Consider the following 18015-nt stretch of genomic DNA (forward strand, 5'->3'; position numbering starts at 1 on the left):
AACCAGTTCGTGGAGATCTACCAGCCGTTCACCGAGCGGCAGGTGGCCAGCCAGGCGCACCGCTGCCTGGACTGCGGCAACCCCTACTGCGAGTGGAAGTGCCCGGTGCACAACTACATCCCGAACTGGCTGCGCCTGATCAGCGAAGGCAACATCATGGAAGCGGCGGAGTTGAGTCACCAGACCAACTCGCTGCCGGAAGTGTGCGGCCGCGTGTGTCCGCAGGATCGCCTGTGCGAGGGCGCCTGTACCCTGAACGACGGCTTCGGTGCGGTGACCATCGGCAACGCCGAGAAATACATCACCGATACCGCGTTCGCGCTGGGCTGGCGCCCGGACCTGAGCGCGGTGAAAAAGACCGACAAGCGCGTGGCCATCGTCGGTGCCGGCCCCGCGGGCCTCGCCTGTGCAGATGTGCTGGTGCGCAACGGCGTACAGCCGGTGGTGTTCGACAAGCACCCGGAAATCGGCGGCCTGCTGACCTTCGGTATCCCCGAGTTCAAGCTGGAGAAATCCGTGATGCAGCAGCGCCGCGCCATCTTTACCGAGATGGGGGTGGAGTTCTGCCTGGAAACCGAGATCGGTAGAGACATCACCTTCGACCAGCTGCTCGCCGATTACGATGCGGTGTTCCTGGGCATGGGCACTTACAACTACATGAAGGGCGGCTTCCCCGGTGAGGAACTGCCTGGCGTGTACGACGCACTGCCGTTCCTGATTTCCAACGTCAACCGCAATATGGGCTGGGAGAAGAGTGCAGAAGACTTCATCTCCGTGGACGGCAAGCGTGTCGTGGTGCTGGGTGGTGGCGACACCGCAATGGACTGCAACCGCACCTCCATCCGCCAGGGCGCCAAGCGCGTGACCTGCGCTTACCGTCGCGACGAAGAGAATATGCCCGGCTCCCGCCGCGAGGTGGCGAATGCCAAGGAAGAGGGCGTGCGCTTCCTGTTCAATCGCCAGCCGGTGGAAATCGTCGGTGATGGCAAGGTGGAAGGTGTGAAAGTGGTGACCACCCAGCTGGGTGAGCCGGATGAGAAAGGCCGTCGCCGCCCGGAAGTGGTGCCCGGTTCCGAGCAGGTCATCCCGGCGGATGTGGTGCTGGTGGCCTTCGGTTTTCGCCCGAGCCCGGCGGACTGGTTCGGCGACCACAATATCCAGGTGGCCGAGTGGGGTGGCGTGGTTGCGCCGGAACAGCAGAAGTTCAAGTTCCAGACCAGCAATGACAAGGTCTTCGCCGGCGGCGACATGGTGCGCGGTTCCGACCTGGTGGTTACCGCGATCTGGGAAGGCCGCCAGGCCGCCGAGGGTATCCTCGACTACCTGAAGGTCTGATGCTTATCCGACGTGCAGAACGTCAAAATAAAAAGGGGCGCCTAGGCGCCCCTTTTTATTGGTGAATTCAGCTAACCGCTTATACCAGCAAAAAGCCGCATAGAACGAAGCCGATGCCGGCGATGATCGCCGCCATGATGGCGTAGGGCAGCTGGGTCAGCGCGTGGCTCATCACCGTACAGCCGCTGCCCTGGGCTGCAAGCACGGTGGCGTCGCCGTAGAAGCAGGCGTGGCTACCGAAGGCACTGGCGGAGAGCAGTGCACCCAGCGCCAGCGGCAGCGGGCAGCCGACGGCCTGCGCCAGCGGGACGATGATGGGGATGGTGATGGTGAAAATCCCCCACGACGAGCCGGTGGCAAATGAAATCAGCGACATCGACAGAAACGCTACCAGCGGCAGCCACTGCGCGGTCATCAGCGGCTTCAGTGACTCGATCACATACTGCGGCATGCCCAGACTGTCGTTCACGGCTTTGAACATGAAGGCCGCAACGATGATGGCGAGCGGTGGAATCATCAGTTTGAAGCCGTCCATCACCGTGTCCAGCATCTCGTGCCAGCCGATGACTCTCTGCAGGCCGAACAGGGGGATGGTGATCGCCAGTGCGATGATCACACCCTTGAGGACGTCAATGTCGTAGACCCAGCTGAAAAACAGCAGGCTGAGGATCGGCACGATGAAGTTCCACGCGTGGTGCCGCGGACCCACCGCCGCGGGACCGGCGGCACTCGCCGGCAGTTCGTCGGGGGAAATTTCCGGGGTGCCGGCGGCGGCGAGAGCCTCGGCGCGCTTCATCGGGCCGATCAGCGGAATGCGGCCGGTGGCCACCAGTGGCACCAGCAGCAGTGCCAGCCAGGAATAGAGCATGAACGGGATGGCGCTGATGTACATGCTGATGCCCTCGCCCTGTTCCGCAATATTGGCGGATTCCAGGATGCCTGAGAAGAACACCGCCCAGGTGGAGATGGGTACCAGGAAGCACGCTGGCGCCGCAGTAGAGTCGGCGATATACGCGAGCATCTGCCGCGAAACCTTGAATTTGTCGGTGACCTTTTTCATCGAGGCACCGACCGCCAGTGCGTTCAGGTAGTCGTCGATAAAAATCACCAGCCCCAGAAACCAGGTACTGAGCACTGCGCGCTTGCGGGTATTGGCCCTTTGGGCCAGCAGGTCCGCGAAGGCGTTGGCGGCACCGGAGCGAATCAACAGCGCAATCAGGCTGCCGAACAGTCCGCACACGAGAATGACCCAACCGATGGTTTCATCGGCCATCACCGCAAGTGCGGTGTCGGTTAGCGGGGTCATGATATCGCTCGGGTCGAGCATCACCAGCGCGATGATCACACCGGTGATCAGGGCGGCCACTGGGCGCTTGGTGATCACGGCAGTAGCGACCACGGCAATGGTGGGAATCAGGCTGAGTGCGCCATAAGTTTCCATTCAATCGCTCATCGTTCTATAACAAAAAGAATCCGGCAGCCGCGGCCAGAGCCATCCACTGGTTAGTGGAAGCGGGGCGTCATTGCCTGAGCGATGGCACGGCGGTCGGGGTTCGGGTAACGCGGGTTGCGCCATGGTTAAAGCCGTGGGCGCGTTATTGTACGTGACGTTTGGGAAATCTGTATCCGCAAGAGTTTTGTTTTCCGCCGCCGCGAACGGCTACAATAGCCGCCTTTTTAGTCAGCCCCTGAATTGTCATGTCCGAGATCCAGCCCCCCTCCCAGTTTGCTCCGCTCCAAAACGACCGCTTCCTGCGCGCGCTGCTGCGCCAGCCGGTGGACCGTACCCCGATGTGGATGATGCGCCAGGCCGGCCGTTACCTGCCGGAATACCGTGCCACCCGCGCCAAGGCAGGCACCTTTATGGATCTGTGCCGCAATACTGAACTGGCGTGCGAGGTGACCCTGCAGCCTCTGGAGCGCTACCCGCTGGACGCCGCGATCCTGTTTTCCGATATCCTCACCATCCCCGACGCCATGGGTCTGGGGCTTTATTTTGAGGAGGGCGAGGGCCCGAAATTCAGCAAGCCCGTGCGCACCAGTGCCGATATTGCCGCGCTGCAAGTGGTCAACACCGCGCGCGACCTGGACTATGTCACCAATGCGGTGACTGCCATCCGCCGCGAACTGAACGGTCGGGTGCCGCTGATCGGTTTCTCCGGCAGTCCCTGGACCCTCGCCACCTACATGGTGGAAGGTGGCTCGAGCCGCGACTTCGCCCGCACCAAGGAGATGCTCTACAACCGCCCGGAAGATCTGCATCAGTTGCTGAGCGTGCTGGCGGACTCGGTCATCGACTATCTCAACGCCCAGATCCGCGCCGGCGCCCAGGCGGTGCAGATTTTCGATACCTGGGGTGGCGCACTCAGCCACGCGGCTTATCAGGAGTTTTCCCTGCAATATATGGCCCGTATTCTGCAGGGACTGATCAAAGAGCACGACGGGCGCCGGGTGCCGGCGATCCTGTTCACCAAGGGTGGCGGCCAGTGGCTGGAGCTGATGGCGGATACCGGAGCGGACGCGCTCGGTCTCGACTGGACCACGGACATCACCCGTGCGCGCGCCCGTGTCGGTGACCGCGTTGCCCTGCAGGGCAATCTGGATCCGGCGATCCTGCTGGCGAGCCCGGCGCGCATCCGCGAGGAAGTAGCGGGTCTGCTGGCGGGCTTTGGCCACGGCAATGGGCATATTTTCAATCTGGGACACGGCGTCACACCCCAGGTGGACCCGGCCCATGCCGGTGCCATGTTCGAGGCGGTATTGGAACTCTCTCCCCAATATCACCAGTAATGGGAAAAGAACTTGGTGCGTAAGTACTTGCTGACTGGAATTGTGTGACACGCATCACAAATGAAGTGTCAACCAACGGGTAGACTTGTGTGACAATTCCGCCCCGCTCCGGTTTTGCCGGCGCGGGGTCTTTGTGTGCGGTAGTGCCTTTGTTTCCCGGCACGCGCGAGACAGTTAGACAGAACTAAACAAAACAAAAAAATACGCGGCAACTGACTAGTGGCAATCCAACAGGCTAAGGTATTCGTGGAAGACCTGCAGCGGGGCATGTTTGTGTCCCGCCTGGATCGTCCGTGGACGCGCACACCATTTGCCCTGCAGGGTTTCTATATCCGCGACCTGGAAGAAATCCGTCAGCTGCAGAAATACTGCCGCTACGTCTACGTGGACGTAGTCAAGAGCGTGGGCGAGGTGGGCGTCAAGCTGCGCAAGATCACCCGCGCCGCCACTGAGCAGGCGTCTAGCCAGCCGTTACCAGGTAAAGGCGATTACCGCCGTATCCCCGTCGCTATTGACTGCAAGCCGGTGCAGGTCCGTCATAACAGCTATGCCGTGCCTGAGCCCGCGCGCCGGGAGGCCCCCAGGGCCCGCCAGTTACACGACCGCATCATCCGCGGCATGCACGAAGTCATGGTGCAACTGCAAGCCGACCGCCCGCTGCCCACCGCCCAGATAAGCCAGACCGTCTGCCAGATGGTGGACAGCGTACTGCGCAGCCCGGATGCTTTTTCGTGGCTGGCGCGGGTACGGGAAAAAGATGAACACACTTACAGCCATTCGGTGCGCGCCAGCGTATGGGCAGTGGTTTTCGGACGTCATATCGGCCTGCGCCGACATGAACTGGTGCAGCTGGGAGTGGCGACCCTGTTGAAAGACGTGGGCAAGCTGTGCCTGCCGGACGAGGTGCTGAAAGCCGAAAGGCGCGATCCGCGTGCGGAGCTCGAATACCGCAAGTTCGTGGGATACAGCGTGAAACTGTTGTCCACTGATCCAAATATCGACCGCCAGGTAATCAACATCGTGCAGTGCCACAAGGAGCAGTACGATGGCAGTGGCTATCCCCGCGGATTGCGCGGCGGGCAGATTCCGGTACTGGCGCGCATGTGTGGCATCGTCACCTTCTACGATGAAGCCACCAACCCCCGCGGTGTGGAATTCCCTGTGCCGCCGTCAAAAGCCGTGGCGCAACTCTACGAATTGCGAAATAGTACTTTCCAGGAGCAGCTGGTGGTGGAGTTTATCCAGTCCATCGGCCTCTATCCCACCGGTACCCAGGTGGAACTGTCCAGTGGTGAGCTGGCGGTGGTGGTGGAGCAGAGTCATCAGCGCCGGCTGAAGCCGAAGGTGATGCTGGTGACGGATCGCGAGAAGAAACTGCTCGAAAAGCCGCGCCTGTTCGATATGGCCGTGGACGACGACCGCAAAATGGCACTGGTAAACAAGGGCAAGAAATCCCTACCAGAAGCGGGACTCATCACCATCACCCAGGATCTCGATCCCAGTCATTTCCCGCACATTGACGTAGCCAAAGTGCGCGACCAGTACCTCTACGAGCAGCGCCTGCCGGCGTTTATCGCGCGATTCCTGCCCAGCCGCTGAGGCGGCAATTCTGCAAAAATTTAGAGCTGTGTAACCGACGACCGCCAGCGGTTCGTCTCCCACAGGGCGTGCCCTGTGGGAGCTTTACTGGATGGAGCAACGTCGTTACGCCAGATCGCCGAAATGCTCGCCCATTTTCACCGGGGCTTCTGCTGCCAGTTCTTCCAGCCAATTCACCTTGTCCGCACCAAACAGCAGTACCACGGTGGAGCCGAGCTTGAAGCGCCCCATTTCCTCGCCTTTTTTCAATGCGATGGGTTTTTGTTCGTCGTAGCGGGTGGTACGGATCTGGCGCTTGAGCGGTGCGACTTGGCCGGCCCATACGGTTTCGATGGCGGCGACGATCATGGCACCGACAAGGATCATGGCCATGGGGCCGGCGGCGGTGTCAAAGATACACACCAGGCGTTCGTTGCGCGCGAACAGACGCGGGACATTTTCTGCGGTGGTGGTGTTTACCGAGAAGAGTTCGCCGGGGACGTAGATCATGCGTTGCAGCACGCCGTCCAGCGGCATGTGTACGCGGTGGTAATCTTTCGGGGAGAGGTAGATGGTTGCGAATTTACCGCCGGTAAATTGCGCGGCCACTTCGGGGTCGCCGCCAACCAGTTCCAGCAGGCTGTAGTCCTGGCCTTTGGCCTGGAAGATTCGGCCGTTGTGGATTTCACCCAGCTGGCTGATGGCGCCATCAGCGCAACCGGCGATAGTACCTTCACCTTCGACGACGGGGCGGGCGCCTTCTTTCAGGGCGCGGGTGAAGAAGTCGTTGAAGCAGGTGTAGGCCGTGCAGTCTTCTTCCAGCGCTTCGCTCATGTCGACTTCATATTTTTCCACGAACCATTTGGTGAACGGGTTTTTGATGCCGCCGATGCGGGTTTCAGCAAGCCAGCCAGCGGCACGCGAGAGCAGGTGCTGGGGGGTGATGTATTGCAGGAAGATAAACAGTTTCGGGTGCATGTAGGTCTGTAATCCCGTTGGTTTTTGGTTTGGCGCCAGAGTCTTTTGGTGCTCTGTTTAGTTAATGTGGCGGCCAGGTACCGGGTGTGGGTTTTCTGGACCGCTGAAAACCCACACCCGGTACCCGCCCTTCGCATCTGAGTACTGAGCTTGGTGTGTAGGGTGAAAGCTCTGAATCAATTTTCTATCGGGGTATTCGGCAGGTTGCCCCATTCACTCCATGAGCCTGGGTACGCCTTGATCGGGAATCCGAGGGATTTTCCCACCAGCCAGGTAAACGCGGAGCGGTGGTGGCTCTGGCAGTGAGTGGCGATTTCGGTTTTGCCGTCGATGCCCAGGGCGGCGAGAAATTCCTTGGCATCGGTGCGAATGCGCAGGTCGCGCTGCGGGTCCATCAACTGGGTCCACTCGCAGTTGATGGCGCCAGGGATGTGGCCGCCGCGCATGGCGACCAGGCGCTCTCCGGTGTATTCCGCCGGGGAGCGGGCGTCCCAAACCTGCAGGTCGTTGTGATCCAGGCGCTGCTGGATTTGTTCCGCGTCGATTACCGGCGCCTCGTCGGCGATGGCAATTTCGATATCGCTCGGCGCAACAGCAACTTCTTCGGTGGAGAGTGGCAGGCCGGCGTTTTTCCACGCGATCATGCCGCCGTTCAGGTAGCTGTATTTTTTGTGGCCGATGACTTCCAGGGTCCACAGTAAGCGTCCAGCCCAGCCGCCGCCTTCGTCGTCACAGGCGACGATGTGGGTGTCGGGGGTGAGGCCAATGGCGCGCATGACTTCGGTGAGGCGTTCCAGTGATGGCAGTTTTCCGGGAGCAGGCGGGGTGCCGGCCATAAGGGCCTGGAAGGGCAGGCCGATGGCGCCGGGTATGTGGCCGGCGAAATAATTGGCCGGGGAACTCAGGTCGACGACCCGGATTTCTTCATGCTCGAGCAGGGGGGCCAGTTGTTCCGGTTCCAGAATCAGCGGTACTTCACTCACTACATATTCCTTATGGGTTTTTGCCCTTTCAAAAGGCCCTTATTCGTTTTCCAGGCTGTTGCGCAGGTGCAGGTAGCTGTCCATGCGGCGCTGACTGATGTCGCCGCGCTCCAGTGCGCCCAGTATGGCGCAGCCGGGTTCACCCTGGTGGTTGCAGTCGCGGAAGCGGCAGTGGCCGATAAACGGGCGGAATTCCACGAAACCTTCCAGCAGTTCCTGCTCGCTCATGTGCCAGATGCCAAATTCGCGGATGCCCGGTGAGTCTATCAGATCGCCGCCGCTGGGCAGATGAAACAGTTCCGCGGCGGTGGTGGTGTGGGTGCCTTTGCCGGTGGCTTCCGACAGTGCGCCGGTGCGGGCGTCGGCGCTTGGCAACAGGCCGTTGACCAGTGACGATTTGCCCACGCCGGACTGGCCGACAAACACGCTGGTGCCTTCTGCGAGTGTGGCCAGCAGGCCATCGAGGCCTTCCCCGGTTTTGGTGGATAGTCTCAGAACCTCATAGCCGAGGCCTGGATAGGGGGCCAGCAGTTGCTCCAGGATGTCGCGATTGCCGTCGTCGATCAGGTCAATCTTGTTCAGTAACAGCAAGGGATGGATGCCGGTGGTCTCCGCCGCAACCAGGTAGCGGTCAATGGCGTTGGCGAAGGGCTCGGGGTAGGGTGCGATCACGATCAGGATGCGGTCGATATTGGCGGCGACGGTTTTCATATCGCCGTAGCGGTCTGGGCGTTGCAGTTCGGAGTGGCGCGGCAGGCGCGCGCCGACAACGCCGAGGCCGCCTGCGGATTCACCGGTCGCCGGATTCCAGGCGACCCTGTCGCCGGTGACCAAGGTTTCGATATTTGCGCGCACATGGCAGCGTTGTCGCAGGCTCGCGTCACCCTCGCTCTCCACCAGTACCTGACTGCCGTAGTTGGCGATCACCAGGCCGGTTTGCTCTGGCCCTAAATCACCTTCCTCTGCCGCCTGATCCAGGTTCTCCTCGCGCTTGCGTGCGCGGGCTTCCCGCTCTTCCTGGATCTTGGCGATACGCCACTGCTGGCGGCGGTTGAGTTTGCGTTTGCTCATATATATGTCGCTGGAGGCCTGGAGGGAGGGCTCGGTTTGTGGAGGGCGGCGGATTATAACTTGCATCACCGGGGGATTGCGGTACCTTGCCTCTCTTGTATATTCCGGCCCATCCTTCCTTCATCCCATATTCATTTGCCGCCGGATCTGGCGGCCAGACAGGAGACTATTGTGGATCAGAATAATCTGATCTGGATCGATCTGGAAATGACCGGTCTCGATCCCGAGAAAGAGCGCATCATCGAGATTGCCACGGTGGTGACGGATTCACGCCTGAATGTGCTGGCGGAAGGGCCGGTGATGGCGATCCACCAGAGCGACGCGCTGCTGAATGCGATGGATGACTGGAACACGGAACAACACGGTGGCTCGGGACTGGTGGCGCGGGTGAAAGAGTCCCCGTTCAGTGAGCGGGAGGCGGAGCAGGAGACCATTGAGTTCCTGCAGCACTGGGTGCCGGAGGGCGCCTCCCCCATGTGTGGCAACTCCATCGGTCAGGACCGCCGCTTTCTGGTGAAATACATGCCGTTACTGGAGCGCTACTTCCACTATCGCAATCTGGATGTGAGCTCGGTGAAAGAGCTGGCGCGGCGCTGGCGGCCGGACGTCTTGCAAGGCGTTAAGAAAACTTCCTCGCACCTGGCGTTGGATGATATTCACGATTCGATTAATGAGCTGAAGCATTATCGCGAGCATTTTTTTCGCATGAGCTGAGGCTGGATGGTTTTTCGGTGGTTTGAAAGCTGGGCGTCACCACACCAGCTTCAAACCACCAATACCCCAACACTAAAACTTACTCGGCAGCGCGTTTGATCTTCCGTTTCCGGCGCCGTCCGCTGCGCAGCCGCATCAGCGCCCACTCAATATGCTCTGCCACCAACGACGTAGTGGAGCCAAGAGCCTCTTCTAAAGCCAGAATAGTTTCCGGAGCTGGATCGGAGTTCCCAAGCGCCACCGCCAGGTTCCGCTGCCACCGCTCAAACCCAATCCGTCGAATCGCCGATCCCTCGGTTTTCTTCAGAAATTCATCCTCGGTCCAGCGAAATAAATCCACCAGGGCGCCGCTGTCGAGCCCATGGCGCGGATGAAAATCAGGCTCGCCGGTGGGTTTGGCAAACTTGTTCCAGGGGCAGATGATCTGGCAGTCGTCGCAGCCAAACACGCGGTTGCCCATGGGCTCGCGGAATTCCTCAGGGATCGGACCCTTGTTCTCAATGGTGAGGTAGGAAATACAGCGGCGCGCGTCCAGGGTGTAGGCGTCTACAAACGCATCCGTCGGGCACACCTTGAGGCAGGCGGTGCACTCGCCGCACTGGTTCGGTTCTTCACTCACATCTACCGGCAGCGGCAGGTTGGTATAGATCTCGCCGAGGAAAAACCAGCTGCCGGCCTGACTGTTGATCACCATGCAGTTCTTGCCGATCCAGCCGAGTCCGGCCTTTTCTGCCAGGGCCCGCTCCATCACCGGTGCGCTGTCGGTAAATGCGCGACCGCGTGCCTCGATACCTCGCTTCTCGCAGTAGTGATCGATCTGTTGTGCCAGCTGCGCCAGTCGCTTGCGGATCAGTTTGTGATAATCGCGGCCATTGGCGTAGCGGGAAACGTAGGCCTTGCCCGGGTCTTTCAGAATCTGCACCGGCTGCGTGTCTGGCGGCAGGTAGTCCAGGCGCACGCTGATAACCCGCAGGGTGCTCTCCTCCAGCAGGTCTGGTCGCCAGCGCTTGTCGCCATGGGCCCCCATCCACTCCATATCGCCGTTGTAGCCGGCGTCCAACCACGCCTGCAGCCGCTCGCCGTGCTGTTCGAGATGGCAATCGGTGATACCCACCTGCTGGAAACCCAGCTCCCGTCCCCACAGGTGAATCTGCGCGGCCAGTTCGGTCATGGTCTGGGTATCAGGGGTGTTTGTCATGAAGGAATGGTCACGAAATTGGCGGTGGCCGTGTGCGGCGGTTTGGGGGTGGAGGCGGTATAATCGCCAATATTTTGCCACAGTTTAAAATTTGACCACAGCAGGAATGCAGTACCCACCTATGCCGGACACTATGGACAGTCACAATAACTCCCCGTCGCACCCGCAAAAGCTCTACAGCGCCGAGGCCGTGCGCGAACTGGACAGGCTTGTAATCTCCCAGCAGCAGATTCCCGCCATCGCGCTGATGAAGCGCGCCGGTCGCGCCGCATTTGATTACCTGTGTAGCCGCTGGCCAGAGATAAGCGACGTTCAGGTGTTCTGTGGCGGTGGCAACAACGGTGGCGACGGCTATGTGATTGCCGGTCTCGCCGCCCAGCGCCAGATTCCGGTGACAGTATTTGTGGGCGTGCCTGCGGACAAGCTGAAAGGCGAAGCGCTGCAAGCCTACAGCTTTGCCGAGCGTGAGGGCGCGACGCTTGTGCATGACCTCGCGGGGCTGCCGCCAGAGGGCAAGCACACGGTGCTGGTGGACGCGCTGCTGGGCACCGGTTTCAGCGGCGAACTGCGCGCGCCTGTGGATGCCGCCATCGCACACATCAACCGCTCGCTCGCACCGGTGCTGGCGGTGGACCTGCCCTCCGGCCTGAACGCGGACACTGGCTATGCCATCGAGGCGGTGCAGGCGGATGCGACCGTCACCTTTATCGGCCGCAAGGCCGGCCTGTTTCTCGGCCGTGGTCCTGCGCTCGCCGGTGAGGTCGTTTTCGAAGATCTGGGCGCGGCCCCGGAAATCTATGCCCAGGTGTCGGCGCTGCTGGTTCGCTACAGTGGCGACAGTCTTGAGCGACTGCCGGCGCGCGCTGCAGACAGCTACAAGAACCAGTTTGGTCATGTGATGATTGTCGGCGGCGATCACGGCTTCGGTGGCGCCGCGCTGATGGCGGCGGAGTCTGCTGCGCGATGTGGTGCCGGCCTGATCTCGCTGGCGACTCGGCCTGAGCATGTGGTGGCGTCGCTCACCCGGCGCCCGGAAGTGATGGCGCACCCGGTGGTGTCCGGCCAGGAGCTGGAACCACTGCTGGAGGCGCCGGATGTGATCGCCGTGGGCCCGGGCCTCGGCCAGACCCCCTGGAGCGAACAGTTGCTCGCCCGCGCAGGGCGCGCCCAGGGTGCACTGGTACTGGATGCGGACGCGCTGAATATTCTCGCCGGCGGCCGCGTACTCGCCGGCATCAAGCGTGACGATTGGGTGCTGACACCCCACGTGGGGGAAGCGGCGCGACTGCTGGGCATCACCAGCGTGGAAGTCACCGCCGATCCGGTCGCCGCGGCCAAAGCGATTCAGGAAAAATTCAGTGGCGTGGTGGTATTAAAGGGCGCGGGCACGGTAATTGCCCATGCCGAAGGTGTGGATGTGATCAATACCGGCAATCCCGGTATGGCCTCCGGAGGTATGGGCGACCTGCTCACCGGCGTAATTGCCGCATTGATCGGCCAGGGCATGGCACTGCCGGCGGCGGTACGCCTCGCGGTATGGCTGCACGGCGAGGCCGGTAACCGCGCCGCGGCCGACGGTCAGCGCGGCCTGCTGGCCACGGACCTGTTGCCACATATCCGCACACTGGTGGACTGAGGAAAAAAGCTTGAGTGCACAGCCTGTGGAAAAAACGCTGTATCTGGCCGATGAAGCGGCCACCGTCACTACCGGCGAAGCGCTGGGGCAAGCGTGTATCGACGCGGGAATGACCGCGGGCCTGGTGATTTTTCTCGGCGGTCAGCTGGGTGCGGGCAAGACCACATTCAGCCGCGGCGTGCTGCGTGCGTTTGGTCATCGCGGGGCGGTAAAGAGCCCCACCTACACCCTGGTGGAACCCTACGAATTTACCGATTTTCGTGTGTATCACTTCGATCTCTATCGCCTGGGCGATGCGGAAGAACTGGAGTACATGGGGGTGCGGGATTATTTCGGCCGCGGTAGCCTGAGCCTGGTGGAGTGGTCCGAGCGCGGTGCGGGCGTTTTGCCAACACCGGATCTGCGGCTCGAGCTGCGATTGCAGGGCGAAGGCCGAGAACTAAAATTGATCGCAGAGAGTGACGCGGGGGCGGCGGTCCTGGCCGGCGCGCACTTCGCGGAAAACTGAACCGCGCTATTCACGGAGCGAAAGCGCGCAAACGATTCGACAGGGCAATAATAATGATCGGAACAGGGTTGCCGGTGCGACTTCAAACCATTTTGTTCACGCTGACGTTATTCGTCGCGCTGCCGTGTGTGTCCGCGGAAGTGGAGGGGGTGCGCCTGTGGCGTGCCCCGGACCATACCCGCCTGGTATTTGACCTGGACGGCCCCGCCGAGCACAAGCTGTTTACCCTGCAGAACCCCGACCGTGTGGTGATCGATGTAAGCGGGGCAACCCTGGGAGCCTCTATTGCGGACCTGCCGCTTACGGATACCCCCATCTCCGGCGTCCGCTACGCCACCAAGGACAAGCGCGACCTGCGGGTAGTGCTGGATCTGAAGCAGCCGGTAAACCCGCGCAGCTTCGCCCTGCGCCGCCACGAAACCCTTCCCGATCGACTGGTGATCGACCTCCACGACCGCGATAAGGTGGAAGAGAAAACCATCGAGCAGGTCCAGGACAGCGGTCAGCGCGATATCGTCATCGCCATTGACGCCGGCCACGGAGGCGAGGACCCGGGTGCCCTGGGCCCGGGCGGCCTGCGTGAAAAGGACGTGGTGCTGGCCATTTCCCGTTACCTGCACGAGGCGATCGATCGCAAGTCCGGCTTTTCTGCAAAGCTGGTGCGCTCCGGTGACTACTACATCCCCCTGCGCGACCGGGTAAAGAAGGGCCGGCAGTTGCGCGCGGACCTGTTTGTGTCGATCCATGCGGATGCCTTTACCCGCAAGGATGCCCGCGGTGCGGGTGTGTATGCTGTCTCCTCGCGAGGGGCCACCAGTGAGACCGCGCGCTTTCTGGCGCAGCGGGAAAACGAATCCGACCTGATCGGCGGTGCCGGCAGCCTGAGCCTCAGTGACAAGGACGATACCCTCGCAGGTGTGCTGCTGGATCTCGCCATGACCGCGACCATGAACACAAGCCTGGATGTGGGCAGCAGTGTCTTGAACGCGATTGGCAGCTTTACCCATCTGCACAAGAAGAAGGTGGAGCAGGCGAACTTCTCGGTGCTACGCAACCCAGATGTGCCGTCGATCCTGGTGGAAACCGGATTTATCACCAACCCGGACGAGGCGCGCCGGTTGCGTGACCCATCGTTCCAGAAGCGTATGGCGGAAAAACTCAGCGAGGGGATCGTCTCCCACTTTACCTCGCGGCCCCCTGCGGGCAGCTGGCTTGCATCCAATGGCAGTCGCACGGATCGCAAGCACACTATCGCCCGTGGTGATACCCTGTCGGGCATTGCGGCCCGCTACAACATTTCGGTGGCGGACCTGAAGAGGGCTAACCGAATGGATACTTCCATGATTCGTGTGGGTCAGACGCTGACTATTCCATCTGGCTGAGGTGGAACCGTGCCGCCCCCTTGTGGCTCTAATCGAGCTGCGGGGCGCCAAAATTCTAGGGATGGGTTTTCAAAACCGAGCTAGGCGCCCCCCTGGGAATACATCCCTGTACGCTGCGTCGGCGACGTCCTTGTCGCCGACGCGTTTGAAAACCCATCACCAGCATTTTGGCTTCGCATCTAGTCCGCAGGTGGTCGTCATTGGGTCGCTACGAAGTAAAACGATTTGAATTTAAGCGGGAGTGCCGGGGTATTGTTTTTGGAAGCGTCGCAAACAGGATGTTTGCGCCGCAGCGCCCAGGGATGGGTTCACAGCGGTTCCAAAAACAATACCCCGGTGCTCCGGCGCCACAGTTTTAAATAGAACCCCGAGAACACGGCCAAATCAGGGCTCCGGGGTTAAACGCCAAAAACCAAGATCCCAATGCCCGACAATATCCAGTTACTGTCCCCAAGGCTCGCCAACCAGATCGCCGCCGGCGAAGTGGTCGAGCGGCCTGCATCTGTAATCAAAGAATTGCTGGAAAACAGCCTCGACGCCGGCGCTTCAAGGCTGGAAGTGGATCTCGACGGGGGTGGAGTCAAGCGCATCATGGTGCGGGACAACGGCAAGGGGATTGAGAAAGACGACCTGCACCTCGCACTCGCACGTCACGCTACCTCCAAAATCCACGCGCTCGAAGACCTCGAAGCTGTCGCTACACTGGGGTTCCGCGGCGAGGCACTCGCCAGTATCTCCTCCGTCGCGCGGCTCTCGCTGACCAGCAGCCGCGACGACACCGGCAAGGGCTGGGTGGTGACCGCCGAAGGGCGGGAGATGGAAACCCAGTTGGCGCCCGCCGCGCATCCGCGCGGTACCACGGTGGAAGTGCGGGACCTGTTCTTCAATACGCCCGCGCGCAGAAAATTCCTGCGCACCGAAAAAACCGAATTCAGCCGCGTCGACGAAACCATCAAACGACTCGCGCTTTCCCGTTTCGATGTATCCATCAGCCTGCGCCACAACGGCAAGGGCGTGCACAACCTGCGCGGCGGCACGACCAGGGCGGAAATGGAGCGGCGCGTAGCGCAGTTGTGTGGGCCGGCGTTTATGCAGAACGCGCTGCATATCGACATGGAACGCAGCGGCCTGCGCCTGTGGGGATGGGTGGCGGAGCCGGCATTTTCCCGCTCCCAGGCCGACCTGCAGTTTTTCTACGTCAACGGCCGCGCCATCCGCGACCGCGTGGTGAGTCACGCGGTGCGCCGCGCCTTTGCCGATGTTCTATATCACGGCCGCCATCCCGCCTTTGTACTCTACCTGGAGCTGGACCCGGCGGCGGTGGACGTGAACGTGCACCCCACCAAGCACGAGGTGCGCTTCCGCGACAGCCGACTGGTGCACGACTTCCTGTTCGGCTCCCTGCACCGCGCGCTAGCGGATGTGCGCCCCGGCGACAAAGAGGGGCAGCGGGACGAGCAGGGTGAGCGCGTACAGGCCGCGCCGCAGATCTCCGGTATCGCCGCCGGTGAGTTTGCCGGTCAGGAGCGGATGTCCCTGACTCAGGCACCCAGTATGACATCGCCGGCGGGGACTGGAAGTTATCCACAGGCTGGTTTCGGTGAGCGCAGCTCGCCGGAGCGAATCCAGCAGCAGATGCAAAGCTATGGTGAGCTGCACCGTCCTTATGAAGGTGGCGTGCGCGAATTGCCAGTTGCGACGACGGCGCCGTCCTGGTCCCAGTCGATCCCGGCGGAATCCGCGAGCGAGACGCCGCCACTGGGTTTTGCCGTGGCTCAGCTGCACGGCATCTATATCCTGTCCCAGAATGAACACGGCATGGTGGTGGTGGACATGCATGCGGCCCACGAGCGCATCGTCTACGAAAAGATGAAAGCGGCCCACGCCGCCGGCGGTATCCAGGCACAGCCGCTGCTGGTGCCGGTGAGCCTCGCGGTGAGCGAGCGCGAGGCCGACTGTTTTGAGGAGCGCGAGGAAGTGTTCACTTCCCTCGGTTTTGTGCTGCAGCGTGCCGGCCCAGAAACCCTGATGGTGCGCCAGGTACCCACCATGCTCCACGGCGCACCGGTGGAGCAGCTGGTGCGGGACGTGCTCAGTGATCTGCTGGCGGAAGGCAGTAGCGACCGCATCGGCAACCAGATCAATGAGATCCTTGCGACCATGGCCTGTCACGGCTCCGTGCGCGCCAACCGCAAACTCAGTATTCCGGAAATGAACGGCCTGCTGCGGGATATGGAGCGCACCGAGCGCAGCGGCCAGTGTAACCACGGCCGACCGACCTGGACCCAGGTTAAACTGTCGGACATGGACAAATGGTTTATGCGTGGCCAGTGACATGAGCTCCCCCGTTGAGCCGGGCAGCGAAAAACCCCGTGCGATTTTTTTGATGGGGCCAACCGCCTCCGGTAAAACCGATCTGGCCATGGCCATCAGCGACCACCTGCCGGTGGAACTGATCAGCGTGGATTCCGCGCTGGTGTACCGCGGGCTGGATATCGGTTCCGCCAAGCCCACCCCGCAGGAGCTGGCCCGCTACCCCCATCGCCTTATCGATATATGCGATCCCGCCGACAGCTATTCCGCCGGGCGCTTCCGTGTGGACGCGCTTGCAGCGATGGAAGAAATCACCGCGGCGGGAAAAATTCCCCTGCTGGTGGGCGGAACCATGCTCTACTTCAAGGCTCTATTGGAGGGCATGGCGGAAATGCCGGAGGCCGACCCGGAATTTCGTGCGCAGATTGAAGCGCGCGCTGAAAAAGAGGGCTGGCCTGCGCTGCACCGCGAGTTGGATATGGTCGACCCGCAACTCGCCGCACAGTTGCATCCGAACCACTCGGTGCGGATCGAACGCGCGCTGGAGGTGTACCACCTCACGGGCAAGACCATGACGCAGCTGCGCGCGGAGCAGGAGCTTGAGTCGCCGCTTGCGCACTACCGGGTGCAGCAGCTGGCGATCCTGCCGCGCGACCGCGCGATACTGCACCAGCGCATCGCCCTGCGCTTCGAGCGCATGCTGGAAAACGGGTTTATCGACGAGGTGAAAGCACTGCGCGCGCGCAGCGACCTGCACAAAGACCTGCCGGCGATTCGCGCCGTCGGCTACCGCCAGGTGTGGGAATACCTGGACGGCGATACGGATTACCCGCAAATGGTGGAAGCCGGTATCGCCGCCACCCGCCAGCTGGCCAAGCGCCAGCTCACCTGGCTGCGAGGCTGGCCAAATGTGCATTGCATCTATGCTCAGGAGGCTGGCGGCAAATTGCGCAAATTAGATGAAATGTTGACTGAGGCCTTGAAATTTCTCGGTTGAGCAGCCATAACGTGAGTGGGCAGGTGTATCCGGCCCATATCAGTCAGTTATTCACAGAGCCTTGTTAACTTTTGGCTCTTTTTTATACGCCTCATTACCATGGCCGTCTTTAGTCCGCGGGATTCGCGGGCGCGATCGTGCGTCATCTGGCGGTTTATCTTTTGGCAAGGAGAAAAAAGATGTCAAAAGGGCACAGCTTACAAGACCCTTACCTGAATGTTTTGCGTAAAGAGCGTATCCCGGTTTCTATCTATCTGGTCAATGGCATCAAGCTGCAGGGCCAGATTGAATCTTTCGACCAATTCGTAGTGCTGTTGAAAAACACCGTAAGCCAGATGGTTTACAAACACGCGATTTCCACCGTAGTACCTTCCCGCGCTGTGCGCGTACCGCTGATGAACCCGGCTGGTCCGGGCGGTGAAGGCGCTGGTCCGGAAGGCGGCAGCGAAACCTTCGGCTGAGATTGATCACCACCGGGTGCCAGTGCTGGTCTCTTTTCTGATGATGAGGGGGGGCAAAGTTGATTGGTTCG

The 18015-nt window shown here is 61.2% G+C and carries 15 protein-coding genes; 10 read left to right on the plus strand and 5 right to left on the minus strand.

Going from position 1 to position 18015, the window contains the following annotated elements:
- Positions 1-1335 (plus strand): glutamate synthase small subunit GltD family protein (locus VIL80_RS13375; RefSeq protein WP_332036594.1); only part of this gene is annotated, 1335 nt, incomplete at its 5' end.
- Positions 1336-1414: 79 nt separating this feature from the next.
- On the opposite strand, the gene VIL80_RS13380 is transcribed toward VIL80_RS13375, so the two are convergent.
- The gene (locus tag VIL80_RS13380) at positions 1415-2776 is read right to left on the minus strand and encodes a Na+/H+ antiporter NhaC family protein (protein ID WP_332036595.1); all 1362 of its coding nucleotides are present in this window, start codon (positions 2774-2776) and stop codon (positions 1415-1417) included.
- A gap of 257 nt (positions 2777-3033) precedes the next feature.
- Between VIL80_RS13380 and hemE the strand changes: the two genes are divergently transcribed.
- Complete coding sequence (hemE, locus tag VIL80_RS13385) at positions 3034-4125, plus strand: uroporphyrinogen decarboxylase (RefSeq protein ID WP_332036596.1); 1092 nt, start codon at positions 3034-3036, stop codon at positions 4123-4125.
- Positions 4126-4344: 219 nt separating this feature from the next.
- On the plus strand, positions 4345-5724 hold the full coding sequence (locus VIL80_RS13390; protein WP_332036597.1) for an HD-GYP domain-containing protein: 1380 nt from the start codon (positions 4345-4347) through the stop codon (positions 5722-5724).
- A gap of 105 nt (positions 5725-5829) precedes the next feature.
- Here VIL80_RS13390 and asd read toward each other — a convergent pair whose 3' ends face one another.
- The 3 genes from asd to rsgA form a co-directional block, all read right to left on the minus strand.
- Positions 5830-6681, minus strand: coding sequence for an archaetidylserine decarboxylase (asd, locus tag VIL80_RS13395; RefSeq protein WP_332036598.1), 852 nt, complete (start codon positions 6679-6681; stop codon positions 5830-5832).
- A gap of 176 nt (positions 6682-6857) precedes the next feature.
- Complete coding sequence (locus VIL80_RS13400) at positions 6858-7664, minus strand: sulfurtransferase (RefSeq protein WP_332036599.1); 807 nt, start codon at positions 7662-7664, stop codon at positions 6858-6860.
- 39 nt (positions 7665-7703) lie between these two features.
- Positions 7704-8735, minus strand: a complete 1032-nt coding sequence (gene rsgA / locus VIL80_RS13405; RefSeq protein ID WP_332036600.1) for a small ribosomal subunit biogenesis GTPase RsgA — start codon at positions 8733-8735, stop codon at positions 7704-7706.
- Between the two features lie 171 nt (positions 8736-8906).
- Between rsgA and orn the strand changes: the two genes are divergently transcribed.
- Positions 8907-9449 carry an oligoribonuclease gene (gene orn, locus VIL80_RS13410; protein WP_332036601.1) on the plus strand — a complete coding sequence of 181 codons (543 nt, stop codon included), beginning with the start codon at positions 8907-8909 and terminating at the stop codon, positions 9447-9449.
- A 79-nt stretch (positions 9450-9528) separates the two neighbouring features.
- Here the strand turns inward: orn and queG are convergent, their stop codons facing one another.
- Positions 9529-10647 (minus strand): tRNA epoxyqueuosine(34) reductase QueG, encoded by a 1119-nt coding sequence (queG, locus tag VIL80_RS13415; protein WP_332036602.1) that lies wholly within the window; start codon positions 10645-10647, stop codon positions 9529-9531.
- A 121-nt stretch (positions 10648-10768) separates the two neighbouring features.
- Here queG and VIL80_RS13420 point away from each other — a divergent pair, with 121 nt between their 5' ends.
- The 6 genes from VIL80_RS13420 to hfq all read left to right on the plus strand — a co-directional run bounded on the left by VIL80_RS13420 (position 10769) and on the right by hfq (position 17944).
- Positions 10769-12283: an NAD(P)H-hydrate dehydratase gene (locus VIL80_RS13420; RefSeq protein WP_332036603.1), complete on the plus strand. Its 1515-nt coding sequence runs from the start codon at positions 10769-10771 to the stop codon at positions 12281-12283.
- A gap of 10 nt (positions 12284-12293) precedes the next feature.
- On the plus strand, positions 12294-12791 hold the full coding sequence (gene tsaE / locus VIL80_RS13425) for a tRNA (adenosine(37)-N6)-threonylcarbamoyltransferase complex ATPase subunit type 1 TsaE (RefSeq protein ID WP_332036604.1): 498 nt from the start codon (positions 12294-12296) through the stop codon (positions 12789-12791).
- A 53-nt stretch (positions 12792-12844) separates the two neighbouring features.
- Positions 12845-14173 carry an N-acetylmuramoyl-L-alanine amidase gene (locus VIL80_RS13430; protein WP_414684564.1) on the plus strand — a complete coding sequence of 443 codons (1329 nt, stop codon included), beginning with the start codon at positions 12845-12847 and terminating at the stop codon, positions 14171-14173.
- A gap of 423 nt (positions 14174-14596) precedes the next feature.
- A complete protein-coding gene (gene mutL / locus VIL80_RS13435; protein WP_332036606.1) occupies positions 14597-16507 on the plus strand; it encodes a DNA mismatch repair endonuclease MutL in 1911 nt (636 codons plus the stop codon).
- Between the two features lies 1 nt (position 16508).
- Positions 16509-17483 (plus strand): tRNA (adenosine(37)-N6)-dimethylallyltransferase MiaA, encoded by a 975-nt coding sequence (miaA, locus tag VIL80_RS13440; RefSeq protein ID WP_332036607.1) that lies wholly within the window; start codon positions 16509-16511, stop codon positions 17481-17483.
- 179 nt (positions 17484-17662) lie between these two features.
- Positions 17663-17944: an RNA chaperone Hfq gene (hfq, locus tag VIL80_RS13445; protein WP_105102796.1), complete on the plus strand. Its 282-nt coding sequence runs from the start codon at positions 17663-17665 to the stop codon at positions 17942-17944.
- Positions 17945-18015: the final 71 nt, after the last annotated feature.

Origin of the sequence: Microbulbifer sp., assembly GCF_036563125.1 — a bacterium.
Lineage (GTDB): Bacteria > Pseudomonadota > Gammaproteobacteria > Pseudomonadales > Cellvibrionaceae > Microbulbifer.